Annotated in this window: 9 protein-coding genes and 1 pseudogene; 4 read left to right on the top strand and 6 right to left on the bottom strand. The window is 37.7% G+C overall.

Annotation, left to right across the window (positions count from 1 at the left end; genetic code table 11):
• The first annotated feature begins 17 nt into the window (after positions 1 to 17).
• Both IQ270_RS22070 and IQ270_RS22065 read left to right on the top strand, forming a co-directional pair.
• A complete protein-coding gene (locus tag IQ270_RS22070) occupies positions 18 to 206 on the top strand; it encodes a putative capsular polysaccharide synthesis family protein (RefSeq protein ID WP_228056590.1) in 189 nt (62 codons plus the stop codon).
• 157 nt (positions 207 to 363) lie between these two features.
• A complete protein-coding gene (locus IQ270_RS22065; protein ID WP_228056589.1) occupies positions 364 to 1,476 on the top strand; it encodes a TylF/MycF/NovP-related O-methyltransferase in 1,113 nt (370 codons plus the stop codon).
• 181 nt (positions 1,477 to 1,657) lie between these two features.
• Here IQ270_RS22065 and IQ270_RS22060 read toward each other — a convergent pair whose 3' ends face one another.
• Both IQ270_RS22060 and IQ270_RS31305 read right to left on the bottom strand, forming a co-directional pair.
• On the bottom strand, positions 1,658 to 3,076 hold the full coding sequence (locus tag IQ270_RS22060) for a tetratricopeptide repeat protein (protein WP_193975346.1): 1,419 nt from the start codon (positions 3,074 to 3,076) through the stop codon (positions 1,658 to 1,660).
• A gap of 116 nt (positions 3,077 to 3,192) precedes the next feature.
• Positions 3,193 to 3,336 carry a transposase gene (locus IQ270_RS31305; RefSeq protein ID WP_255532469.1) on the bottom strand — a complete coding sequence of 48 codons (144 nt, stop codon included), beginning with the start codon at positions 3,334 to 3,336 and terminating at the stop codon, positions 3,193 to 3,195.
• A 315-nt stretch (positions 3,337 to 3,651) separates the two neighbouring features.
• Between IQ270_RS31305 and IQ270_RS22050 the strand changes: the two are divergent.
• Both IQ270_RS22050 and IQ270_RS22045 read left to right on the top strand, forming a co-directional pair.
• A pseudogene (locus IQ270_RS22050) lies at positions 3,652 to 4,375 on the top strand (IS1 family transposase).
• 391 nt (positions 4,376 to 4,766) lie between these two features.
• Positions 4,767 to 5,708 (top strand): class I SAM-dependent methyltransferase, encoded by a 942-nt coding sequence (locus IQ270_RS22045; protein ID WP_193975345.1) that lies wholly within the window; start codon positions 4,767 to 4,769, stop codon positions 5,706 to 5,708.
• A gap of 107 nt (positions 5,709 to 5,815) precedes the next feature.
• On the opposite strand, the gene IQ270_RS22040 is transcribed toward IQ270_RS22045, so the two are convergent.
• From IQ270_RS22040 to IQ270_RS22025, 4 genes are all read right to left on the bottom strand, one after another.
• Positions 5,816 to 6,817 (bottom strand): hypothetical protein, encoded by a 1,002-nt coding sequence (locus IQ270_RS22040; protein ID WP_193975344.1) that lies wholly within the window; start codon positions 6,815 to 6,817, stop codon positions 5,816 to 5,818.
• A gap of 44 nt (positions 6,818 to 6,861) precedes the next feature.
• Positions 6,862 to 10,470 carry a glycosyltransferase gene (locus tag IQ270_RS22035; protein WP_193975343.1) on the bottom strand — a complete coding sequence of 1,203 codons (3,609 nt, stop codon included), beginning with the start codon at positions 10,468 to 10,470 and terminating at the stop codon, positions 6,862 to 6,864.
• A gap of 120 nt (positions 10,471 to 10,590) precedes the next feature.
• On the bottom strand, positions 10,591 to 11,163 hold the full coding sequence (locus IQ270_RS22030) for a sulfotransferase (RefSeq protein ID WP_193975342.1): 573 nt from the start codon (positions 11,161 to 11,163) through the stop codon (positions 10,591 to 10,593).
• 186 nt (positions 11,164 to 11,349) lie between these two features.
• Positions 11,350 to 13,598: glycosyltransferase (locus tag IQ270_RS22025; protein ID WP_228056586.1), on the bottom strand; the 2,249-nt coding region annotated here is incomplete at its 5' end.

The raw sequence follows: 13,598 nt of genomic DNA, 5'->3' as shown, positions 1-13,598 counted from the left end.
TTCGAGGGTTTACTGGGATGAGAGATTTTGAAATAGAACACTATAATATTAGTTCCCAGAAGTGGTACGGTAATCTGTATAAACAATTTAAGAAAAAACTTGTAATTTCTGAACAATATTTGGAGAAAATGTTAAAATCCAAATTTACTAAACATTTTTATAGTTCGTCTCAAATTGATGAGTTTTATAGATGTGTTCACAAGTAAAAGCTCTTAAATCTCAGTGACAAAATGAATTTATAATATTAGTGAAGCAATTTTTATATCAGGAGATTGCATAGTACATTTTGTTTGTAATAATATTTCTATATATTCAGGAGCGGCTCATATCTTTATGTTAATGTAGGTTAATATTGGATTTGTGATGGAGAATCAAGCGATGAGTGCAGGTCAGTTGCTAAAGCAGGCTAATCATTTGAAGCGGGCTGGGAATTTAGATGAGGCGATCGCACTTTATCATCAGGCGATCGCAATTAATCCCGATTTTGCTTGGACTTATTACGAGTTAGCAGATGCTTTGGTTAAATCTAATCAGATCCAGGAAGCTATTGTTCACTACCGTCATGCTGTAGATTTAAAACCTGAACAAGCCTTGTTTAAAAAGACATTGAATCAATGTTCAGATTTGGTAGCAATACCTACCGAGAGTTGTGAGACGCGAGAAAACAGGAAACTTAATATTGAGCATAATGATGAAAATAGACCCATGTTTGTTTCCTACTCATGTTGTCAGAGATATTTAAGCCTGCTCAAGTCCTGTCTGCTTGATGATATTTATGGTTCAGAGGTTTCTGTTTCTAGTAACCGGAAAGAAAGAGCAGGAAAAAAAGCAACAGCGTCAGAAGTAGAAAATGGTAGATATTGGCCCAGTAGAGCACATACAATGATTGGTCGGAAACGATTAGATAACATTCAGTATTGTGTTGAAAAGGTTATAGAGAATAAAATTGATGGTGATTTAATTGAAACTGGGGTTTGGCGGGGTGGTGCTACAATCTTTATGAAGGCCATATTAGAAATATTTAATGTTAAAGATAAAATAGTTTATGTAGCTGATTCTTTTGAAGGATTACCAGAGCCAGATGCGGAAAAGTATCCTGTAGACAATGGGGACGAACATTTTAAAGTAGATTTTTTAAAAGTAAGTTTGGATGAAGTCAAGGAAAATTTTTTAAAATATAATTTATTAGATGATCAGGTAAGATTTATCAAAGGTTTTTTTGAGGAATCATTAAAAAAAGTGGAAATTGAGAAAATTTCCGTGTTGAGGCTTGATGGTGATATATATAGCTCCACTATTCAAGTCTTAAATTATCTGTATGACCGAGTTGCTGTTGGCGGATATATTATTGTGGATGACTATGGTCTAAAAGGCTGTAGAACAGCAGTAGATGATTTTAGAAAAAAGAGAAACATAACAGAAAACATGATTAAGATAGACTGGACAGGAGTATATTGGCAAAAAACAAGTTTGTAGTTTCTGTCCATAAAAATTAAGTTTTAAGGGAGGTTAGAGATCATTCGGAGTGCAATTACGTTTTAAGATTGATTGATAATTAGAGTTATTAGGCAAAATAAAAAATGAGTATAGGTCAGTTATTAAAGCAGGATAATCAATTCAAGCATGAAGGAAAAATAAATGAGTAAGTAACTAGCATTTATTCAAGGCCCTTATTCCAAGCTATTTCTATTTTATTTGTAATATTAATCAAGCTATTATTAACAACTGATAGCATCGCATACCTTAAGGTTTTATTACTGATCCAAGATATATCCATGTATTGATTAACTATTTCCTCATAATTTTGAGATAAAATTTCAGAGGTAGGGTTGAGGTTAGTGACAATAGTTAATCCCGTTGGTTTAGTAGCTACTGTAAACACCTCTAAATCTGGTCGGTATTGTTTCAGAATAGGTACAATTTTCCAAATATCTCCGCTCCAAAATTTAGTTACACGCTTCCGTTGAGAAGTAATACAGTCTATGGGCAGACTATCATGAAAACATATAACGGTTTTTCTATGGCTGTGTTTTTCCAAATTAATAAAATCTTTCAGGGCCTGTTCAAATAAATGTAATCCATCTATAAAAGCTAAATCTAAAGGCAAGTTGTTAAGTTCTGACAGTAAATTATATTTTTCAAAAAAATCATCACTAGGCAAGGCAAAAATTTTTATGTGCTCAGGAATATAATCATTTAAGACAGGTGTAGGATCAATGCCGATGGAAAAAGTAGATGAACTAGCCAATTTTAGGGAAGTCCCATATTGAATACCTATTTCTGTATAACTGTTTGGCTTTAACCATAAATGTAAATGTTTTAGGATGTCAAGATAATCCACTCCAGGAAAATTCAATTCACTCATACAATGATAAAATTGAGGATTTTTTGGAAAGTTTAAATCTTCTGCCTGAGATACTACATTCCAATTGGCGTGAATTATATCCAGAATTTGTTCAAGAGTATCACATTGGAGAGAGCTTAAAGAAATATTTAACTTTTGAACTATTTTTTCTATGAGTTTAATAAAATCACTATAGAGATTGATATGTTGATCATTTGGATATAATTTTAGAGCTTCATTCATATCATATTTAGCATTATTTAAATTACCTATTTTTATATACAAAAAAGCCCTAGACAAATAGACATAGGCATTTTGGGAATTAAGAGTTAAGGCTTTATTATAGTTAATTAAAGCTTGCTTAAAATTTCCTTGACGAATAAAAAAATCTCCCGACCCAAGATAGGACTTATACAAGTACAAGTTAGGTTGATTTTTTTTAGATTTATTAAAATATTCAAATGCTTTATCTGATTCACCTTTTTTTAAAAATAAATATCCTAATTTAAGACAAAAAAGGCTTGAGCTAGGATTTAAATTAATAGCTTGATAATACTTTTCAATAGATTCATCTAAATTTCCTTGGGACTCTAAAATTTCTCCTATCCCATAATAAGCCATGGGGAAATTAGGATTTAATTTAATAATTTTGTGATATAAAACGAGCGCTTCATCTAATTTACCTTGTCTCTTGAATTGATTGGCTTGTTTGATTAAATCACCTGTAATCATTTGCTTTTTTCCAATGCTTAAAAATAATGAACATATACTATCATGGCTATAATAGCATATCTTGGCTTTATTCTCCTAAGTCAAAAGCTGGTGTCATATAGCAACCGCCAAGGCGGTTAAGACGCAAAGCGCCAGCTCTCCTCAATGGCATCTCGTAAACAATCAAACTGCTCCAGTTGTTTACGTATACGACTTTTTAACCAAGACCAGCATAGCTCAATTTTGTTGAGGTCGAGGGAATAGGGCGGTAAATACAGCAATGTACACTCCGCATTTTGGATCAATTGCTCAATTTGCCCGCCTTGATGGAATACTGATCTCGTCGGCTATGCATAATCTCTTCTTCCAAGAGTTGGGCCATCTCCACTTGGGCTTTATCTCCATGAGTTTGGGCGAATTATCAAAATTTTGCCCAGTCGATAATTTTATGACCATTGCCAGGGGGTTGATTTGGCAAAGCTTGAAAATCCCCTGTTTCCGCTTGTCGTTTCAGCCATAAACTGATCGTGGGTAGTGCCCTGAAGGAAAGGATAGAGTAAGTTACTATTAGAGAGAAGTGTTTATCATAGTGTGATATGACAGTAGAGATTCCCCATTGTCCTAATTGTGGCTCAAAATAAGTTAGTCGTAACGGTCAAACTCGGCATGGCAAACAAAACTATAAATGTCGAGAATGTGGTCGTCAGTTTGTTTTAAATCCGGCATGGAAACCTATTACAAAAGAACTGCATGAGTTAATGTCACGGATGCTACTTGAACGTATTTATCAGGCGGGGATTGCTCGGGTACTTCAAGTGTCAGAAGATACAGTGCAGCGATACGTTAATAGCCAAGCGGCTGCTGTTAAGAAGCAAGTGGAGGTGACTCCCAAGGAAAAAAAGCGCTTGAGTGTTCAGATGGATGAGTTATGGTCATTCGTTGATAGTAAAGGAAATCAGCAGTGGGTCTGGCTGGCATTGGATGCCCAGACTAGGGAAATTGTTGGTGTACATATTGGAGATCGTAGCGCAGTATCGGCTCAAGCTTTATGGAATTCAATGCCACCAGTGTACCGTCAGTCGGCAGTAATTTATACCGACCATTGGAGTGCTTATGATTCTGTATTGCCAAGCATTCGTCATCGGAGTGTAGACTCTCGATAGTGGTTTTACTAGCTATATCGAGCGCTTCAACTGTACTATTCGACAACGAGTGTCTCGATTGGTAAGAAAGAGCTTAGCCTTCTCTAAAAAATTAGAAAATCATATTGCTGCCATTTGGCGCTTTGTGCATCATTACAATGCTAATTTACAACTCTAAACGCCTACTTTCTTTGAATTCAGTTTAATTCTCTTGATCCTTTCCTTCAGGGCACTACCTGATCGTGTTGCGACTAATGTTGAATAGAAAACGTGCTTCTGTAATCTTCAAGCCATCAAGCTTGATGGCTTGAAGAAGCGCATGACAAAGGTAATAAATATAGGGTTGGCAAATGAGTTTTGCGTTCGCGCTGCCAAAAAACCTACTTACAGTTTATGCCCTAACCGCGTTGGCAGTTGCTAAGTAAATGGACAGAATTAATTACACACTGATTCTTTGCTAGACAAGGCTTGTAGCCCATAGTTTTGTGTAATTAATTGTGTCCTACTACTTATACTAGCTGAACTGTGCTATCGTTGTATTGATAAATACTGTAGACTGTAAAAATCAAGTGATAAATAAACAATTTAATGCTTCTGAGCAGGATAAGATTGCTCAATATTGGTCACAAAGAAGTTTAAACGCAGGAAGACGGTGGAATTGGTGGTCATGTCGCCAAGTGATTCGATATCTTAATCGTCGAGTTTGTGGTTTAGAACTAAATGGATTTAGTCAGGGTCTTTGTTATCGAGCTAAAGATATCCTAGGGAGCAAAAAACTAGATGTGGGGGTTTCAATCGGTTGCGGTATAGGAGTAAAAGAAATGAACTTAATCCGGTGGGGCTTAGTGAATAGAATGGTTTGTTTTGAATTGTCTGAAGAAAGAATCCGGCAAGCTGAAGAAGAAGCAAAAAAGCGTTCATTATCACAGTTTATTGAGTTTCGGCGAGAAGATGCTTTTCAATCTGTAGGTAATAGTGAAAAATTTGACTTAGTTCACTGGAATAACTCTCTTCATCATATGCCAGACACTTGTTTTGCTATCGAGTGGAGCAAAAAAAAATTAAAACCAGGTGGTTTGTTTATGATGGATGACTATGTAGGGCCAAATTATATTCAATTTTCTGATGAATGCTTAAATTTGGGTAGTTTAATTCGTAAGAAGTTACCTAAAAAATATTTGCTCCATCCTGCCTCCTCTCCAGAAAATATTCACTTTTTAGATACTCAATGTCAGCGCCCGGAATTATCTAAAATAATTGCAAAAGACCCTTCTGAAGCTATTGATTCAGAAAATATTTTAGTGGGAGTGAAAAAAGTATTTCCTGATGCTGAGATAGTACATACAGGCGGTGTTGTTTACTTTGCAGCATTACCTCCTTTGTATGCTAACTTTGATCCAGAAGATGAATTTGATACAGGCTTGTTAGAATCTCTTTTATTGATTGACGAATTATACACCAGCCTTCACCCAGGGGAAACATTGTATGCAACAGCATTAGCAATTAAATAATTGCTAATGCTGTTGCAAGGAGCTTCTCAAATGGTTTTTCAGTACATTATATGCTAAATTCTTAGTGAAACACTAATTCAGTAAGCATCGGGATTGAAAGTATATATTTAATGGCCACCTAGATAATATCTCATAAACCTAACTTCTATTTGTTTAGCTAATTGTTCAGGAACACTAATTTTTCCAGTGCCACGGGTGGCTTCAACAATAATCAAGTTTGAGAGATTATTTTTTTTCCTAGACTTACCATGACGCTCCAAATAAGTCAATGCAGGAGTGTCACTTTTTCCATAATCAAAACAAACTATCTGTTCGTACCCCAGTTCACTTAGTAGATATTCTAAAAATTCTTGAGAATATAAAAATTGATGTCCCCAACCATGAAAGGCTCTATTAATATTAAAAGTTCCGTCTACTTTAGCATGAGTTGGGGCATCATTTACGGGAAAATGGGAGTCTACAACCCAAGCAAGATTGGGTGTCGTTAAGCGAATTTTGCCACCTAGTTTTAGGCTGTTACCCGATGAAACTAAAAAATTAATTGCTCCGTCTAAAGGTAAATGCTCTAAAAAATGTTCTCCATAAACAAAGTCAATATCTTGAAACGGCCATGTTTTGGTAACATCCATCACTGTATCTATACCCTGAAAAGAGCGAATATCGACATTCCACCAGTCAGGAAAGATATTTTTGGGACCACATCCAACATGAACTTTCTTGATCCCATTTGGGTCATCTGGCCCTAAACGCTTTCTAACATCCCAATATAGAGCGTTTTCCTCCGTAATTATCACTTGATAGTTTTTACAGTCTTGACTCAGAATAAAATCAACTTGATACTCCTGTGACTCCTCAGAGGATAATAATTTTATTTTAAAAGTCACTTCTCCCAAAGATTTTATCCCCCAGATAAAAGTGTCACAAGCTCTAATTTTTTGCTGGGGGTGTTTTACTCCTTGTTCTTCATCTTGATTCTCAGGAATCGGAGCTTGCAAAAACTCAGGTAAATACCCAATAACCTCAACTTCAAAAGGAGTGCGATTATGAAAAATGACTGACTTCCATGAAAGGTTCAATTGTGAATTACTCATACTAATTGCTTTAGCCAATAATTGATGTATTTTATTATAAACTTTTTTTCTAAATAGGAAAATTATTTCTGGCCACTTGTTAAATTGTGTGAGCAGGTTTCATGAACAACATATTTTAACTTTTCTCGGGTTACAACCGGAGAAAACCTCATATTGTAAAGCTTACGTCCATTTGCTTTCATTTCTGTAATCCGCTTAGAATAATGGCGGAGTTCTATACAGAGTTCAGCCAACCCATCCCAGTTTCCAACTTCTATTGTAAGACAGTATTTACATTCTGCCCAGTCAATAAACTCTCCTCTTGGCTCACAAACGGGTATAGATCCAGCTACCAAGGCATAAACAAAGGACAGAGGAATTTGTGAATTTACACCAACAAATCCATCTTCTTGCCAGAGTACGCAAAGATCTGTACCTTTCATCGTTTCGATCATTTGATTCTGATTGGTGGGTTTCATAACTTTTATATTTTCAGAAGCAAGATCAATATTCTGTTGGTTAGACTCAGAAACGTTTACCATACTTATATCTTGTAATAATAAGATTTTTACCGCAGGATTTTGAACCTTTTTATAAAAATCAAGGATTTGATTTTTAATTAACCCGATATCAGCTTTCAATAAAAAGCCAATAGTAATCTCTCCATCTTTAAAACCTAATTGATTTTTATACTTCTTATTGTTCGTACTTAAAGGTTTAGCTGTTGTATCTAAAATTGTAGGACCGATAGGGATTGCTTGTAAATATCCCTTTTTTAAATCTATCATTTCACTAAGCAAAATAGGGATATTTTCTTCAAATTTAATTGATATTTCTCTGAAACTAAAGGGAGGAAATAGCTGACTCCTTTGAAAAGAACGTTCAAGATTAGTTGGTAACAAACCATCTTTAATTCTGTTACCCTCTGCTAGGCGTAAATACTTCAACAATTGGTGATAGAAGTTATCATACATAATTAAATGCTTGTTTTTGTTATAGAGAATTTTTACTGCAGTTGTTATAGCTATGGAGACTAGGGAAGAATCAGTGGTTAGGAGAATATCTCCGGTGATTTTTTTGCTCATTTGGCTAAGTAAGTTGAACCCTACCGAATTTTGCATCAATTCCTCAATGGATGTGTATTCTTTAAATGAGGTTAAACTGAGCCATTCGATATTACAATTCAATCCATCTGGCTTCAACAGCTTTGTAGTGTTTGAATTATGCAGCAGAACTAAAAGCTGGACTTCAAAATCTTCAGATAATATTTTGGCCACTGCTAAAGATTTTAACCAGATTTCAGAGGTTTGATTAGAAGTAAGTATTGAAATTGTGGGCTTACAAGACATTAATATCTTGAGTGATAACTGCCCTTTTTCTACAGAACTTAAAATTTTGTTTTGAACAAAGCTTCTCACATCCAAATGAAAGAACAACTTAGTCACTTGGTTCCAAGCTGTACTGCGACGATAAAAAACAAGATAATTTTTAATCATAAGGGGCGGGAATAAGAGTGTATATCTTAATATCAAGTCCCAATCTTGTAGACGAACTAAACTTTCATCAAAACCACCGATCCATTCATAGAGAGAGCGACGGTGTACAAAACTATTTAAGTCAATAAAATTCCTATCTAATAATTGATAATAATCAAAAGGCTTGTAGCATAATTTTTTTAGTTCTAAGCGAGCTAGATTAAATTCTGTATCCAAATATCCTGTATAGCAACACATTGAGTGTGGCTGTTTCTCTAGAGTTTGAATACAAATCCATAAGTATTGAGGATGCCATAAATTATCCGAATCTAGATAGGAAATGTATTTTCCTTGAGAAAAACGTACCCCTACGTTACGAGCTACAGAACCATTGGCTTTTTTAAGTTGTAAATAATGAATCCTGGGATCTTGAAACTGTTCTACTATTGCTCTTGTATTATCGGTGCTACCATCATCGCACACAAACAATTCCCAATTTTCATAAGTTTGCTCAATAATACTCTGAATTCCCTCCGCAATAATGTAGGAACGATTGTAGGTTGGCATAATAATAGAAACTACGGGAATTTCCTGATCATAAAAATTATAAATAGACAATAAATCTATCAACTTACTTTCACTATTAATAAACTCAGAAATTAAATCTTGATAGTTTGGAGTTTGCCTCGAAAGTTGCCAGACAGACTCATAAAATAGTGATTGATTGGGTGAATGGGTTGTACGAAGCCCGTTGGCTAAACCATCTACATTAGAATCAAAGTATTGCTGTTGAATAACATCAGCTTTTTTAGAGGGGTTGTTGTAGATGTTGATAGTTTCAGTTGCGTTTAAGAGACTTCTGAGATTTTGATTTTTCTGTTGAATTTTTTGAATTTTTAAAACACTCTCAATAAACTGTTTGGCTCGATGATCAAAAGTGTGATTTTTTATGACACTATCTTGCGCTGTTTTAGCTTTTCGGTGCCGCTCATCAGGATTATTTTTGTAATAAAGTATTTTCGTTACGAGTTCTTGAGGGGACTGATAGATTTCTATACAATCTCCCAATACTTCTTCTAAACCCCTAACTGGATCAGAGATAATAAATGTTCCGCAAGCACTGGCATCAAATAGTCGATTAGACAGAAATCCTTCTTGACGCATTGTGTCCCAATGATCATTAAGAAGAATTTGACATTTGCTATAATATTTATGAAGTTGCTCGTTGGGTATATGAGTACCTTTGATATATTTTGAATCTATAAATTTCTCCCAGAATGTTCCATATACAGCCACCTCTATATCGAATCCAATTACATCTCGAACAATAGGTCTAAAAACATTTCGGGAATTTCCCACAAATAAGATTTCTGAATTAGCTATGTTAGTGGGATAGGCAGGATAAAATAAATCTATATCCGTACATTGATACATACAAGAAACTGGTACAATGACTTGCTGTGATAATTTTTCAGCATAGTGTTTAGAAGCCACAAAAATGTGATCAAATAAAGCTAATTCTTCGAGAGGAATGCGATCAGGATGGCTAATTATCCATAACAAATTGATTTGATGTTTTTTGGGTTGATATCCATGCCTACCTCGCAGAACAATAACAATATCGTCATCATCTGATAAATGGGTGGCCCATGTATCTTGACAATCAACATGAGCATAGTGTCCTTGTCGCTCAAAAGCCCGCTTTAAAGCATGAGCGAAATGGAAATCCCCCCACACGTGAGATTGACTTAAATTAGGCACAGATGTTTTTATGCTGATTTTGTAAGTCTGTATTTGATGAGGAGGATTTATACTATCCCAATCTTCTGTTTGTGTTTTAACTATTTCCTGAACAGTGGGTAATTGTTCTTCGTTCTCACCCTTAGCTGATTTGTTGTTAATTTCCGCTAATCTAGGTTCATTTTCAGTAATATCTGGATCATTTTTTTTTGCTTCTTCCTGCTTTTCAGATTGCTTCAATAATTGGGCTAAACTAGAAGAAGAAAAAGTGGCTGACGGTTTCAACCGAATTGCTTGACGGAATGCCTGTTCTGCCTCATCCAACCTTCCTAGCTTCCAGAGAACTTCCCCTAAATTATGATGCGATAAATAAAAATTAGGGTTTTGAGCGATCGCCCGTCGATAAGCCACCACCGCCTCTTCTAACTTTCCCTCTCTTAACAGTTGATTCGCTTGCTGAAAGGCTGTCACCGTCATGGGTTTTATACTCTAAAAAATAAGGGTTGCTAGTCGGGGCTTTAGTCAACGTCAAACATCTTATCAGAATTTCCACATTGAAACCGACAGGGGCGATTGGCAGCACGACGATTAACCCACTCAAAAGTTCCGAGGTTCTACCGAAAGCTGTTCACGGTTCAGCAAATCTGTCTTCACAGTCTGCACAAACACTTTAGAGCGCTCCAAATCAGCTTGAATCCTTTGTAATTTTAACTGTATGCCATCTACCCCTGACTCCGCATCCTGTTGAGGCAGGGGAACCTCCACAGTAGAGGATTCACATCCTAATTTAACCGTTACTTCTGCCATCTTAGCAAGGCTTTGATCCCGCAAAATCGAATATACAGTTAACTCGTCGTGCTGCTCAATCACTCTGCTCAAGTCTAAAATTGCCTGAAATCCACTAATTCCCGCTTCTGAAGCTTGGGGATAAGTTTGGGCCACATCAGGACGAGGAACATTCACCGGAATAGTTTTCAGCACTCTCCCCTGATGAATCACTTCAACGGCGATCGCGGGAGACATTTTCCCCAGAACCCAACCCCGAAACTCAACGGCCCCAACATCAGTTTGAGTTCCTGTTTCTGGTGCATCGAGATTAAACGCTAGTAACCCTTGAGATTCTGCGAGGGGGACACTAAGCACTTCTACAACGTCAATCATTTTTTTCATTTCAGATTGCTCAATCCTGAGTTAATTGGTTCCTTAAGCGTAGGGCCGATGATTCCAGAGAGACGGAGGATTTTACTGTTCAGTTGATACCACTGGGGGATGCCAGAGGGAGCGAGACTTTAGTACAAACCAGAGAGACAGAGGGATCTAGGATTAAGTTTACACCCTACCCTCCTAGGGATGTTTCTAATTCGTCGGCCGCCAATTCTCGTCCTCCAATCTGATACCGCTATCTTGACAAGCTCTAGTTAAGTGAGGGCTGTAGTAAGGGTCATTATCAATATACTTTTGCCACCTGCTTTCCATCAGCTTCGATTCCTTGTTCAGCCGCTCTTTCTTTGCAGGCGAGTCCTCGTAACCGCGACTTTTAGACTCGTGGTGGTAGAGAACTACGTGAGGTAGGTAAATATTGCGGTACCCTTTCTCCAGCAGTTTCAAACACAAATCCACATCATTGTACGCCACTGTTAGCTCTTCGTCAAACCCTCCAACACTTTCAAATACTTCGCGCCGGCACATCAAACACGCAGCAGTTACCGCTGAAACATTGTTCATGCCTACCACATTCCCGAAATACCCCGGTATCGATCGCGGCATATGATAATAACTGTGACCTGCCACACCGCCACCAAGTCCCATCACCACTCCCGCGTGCTGGATTTTGTTATCTGAGTATATCAACAAATTGCCCACAGCCCCGATCGAACTTCTCTGAGATTGCTCAACCATCGCGTCAATCCAATCGGGAGTAATTACCTCTGTATCGTTGTTCAAAAACAGCAAGTAATCTCCCTCAGCTTTGCTAGCCGCGTAGTTGTTAATCTTCGAGAAATTGAACGGAATATCTAGGCGATAACTTTTAAACCTCGCTGATTCCTTCGCCGTCCATTTAGCCAGAATTTCCGCCGTGTGTTGCTCTTGACTGCCGTTGTCGATGACGATAACTTCGTAGTTGGGATAGACACTATTAGTAAAGATAGACTCCAAGCAATTGTCCAAAACATCGCCTAAATCCCGCGTCGGAATAATGATGCTTACCCGCTTGTAATCCGCAATCTTGTAACGGGCAATAAAGTGTCCCAAAAAGTAGGGAACGCCTTCAATCCTTCCCGGTTCGCCCCGGCGTTCGATCGCCTCTTGCAAAGCTTTTTGCCCTGCATCATAGGCGTATGGTTTAGCATCTACACCGCCAGCAGCCGAACCCGCGTGCATTCTCCAGTGGTAAAGAATTTTAGGAATGTGAAAGATTTTGTCAGTTTTTTCAGTAAACCTCAGAACCAAATCGTAATCCTGAGCTCCCTCAAAACCCGCTCTAAAACCGCCGATTTCATCGATTAAGTTTTTTCTGTAAGTTCCCAAATGGCAAGTGTACATCCGAGACAAAAATGAATCGGGGCTCCATTCTGCCTTGAAAAAAGGATTTATCAGTTCCTTGTCTTCGTAAATCTTATCTTCATCCGAATAAATCATGTCCGCTTCCGGGTGGCGGTTCAGCAGCAGCACCACTTCATACAAAGCCTCCGGTGCCAGCGTATCGTCGTGGTCTAATAGAGATATAAATTCACCCGTCGCCAACTCCAAAGCAGAATTTGAACTGTGAGAAATGTGACCGTTTTTGGTTCGATAAACTACTTTAATCCGGCTATCTTTGGCTGCATATTCTTGCAAAAATCGCTTGACATGAGGCGCGGTTGATGCGTCGTCAGCAATGCACAGTTCCCAGTAGGGATATATTTGATTGACAACTGAGTCTATAGCTTCCCTAAGATAATTCTCTGGCGTGTTGTAGACTGGCATCACAATGCTAATCAGCGGCTTGTAGCTAAAGATTTCTAATGTTTCAGCCATCTTCCGCAAATCAGCTTCTCTGGGGCTGTGCTTGGCGCGCCACTTGGTATAAGCTGGGTCTTGACCGAGGAATAGCGAATCTCGCAAGTTTTGATAATCCAAACCAAAAAGTTGTGGGTCGAGTTTGCTCGCCGCTTGATACTCTTCCAGTGCTTCGGAAAGCTTGTCTTGTTTAGCTAAAGTTTTTGCTAAATTGTAGTGAGACCAGCCAAATTCAGGATCGAGAGCGATCGCTCTTTGATAAGCAGCAACAGCTTCATCAAGCCGACCTTCTTGTTGAAATAAATCCCCTAAGTTGTGGTGCGACCAAACAAAAGTTGGATTAACTTCTGTCGATTTCTGATAGCTTTTAATAGACTCATCAACTTGACCCGTCCACTTCAAGACATCACCTAAATTGTGGTGAGTTCCAAAGTAATTGGGGTTAATTGCAATTGCTTTGCGGTAGGCTGCTACAGCCTCGCCAAATTTACCTTCTTGTTGCAGAGACTCCCCTAATTCGTGGTACTCCGCAGCTACTCCGGGTGTAGCTTCGATCGCACTTCGCGAATGTCCATTAACAGTGCGATCGCCCCCCGCCCCCCTAC

Source organism: Microcoleus sp. LEGE 07076 (genome assembly GCF_015207455.1).
GTDB lineage: Bacteria > Cyanobacteriota > Cyanobacteriia > Cyanobacteriales > Microcoleaceae > Microcoleus.
The sequence above is the reverse complement of the archived record's forward strand: the minus strand, read 5'-3'. Positions and strand labels throughout refer to the sequence as shown.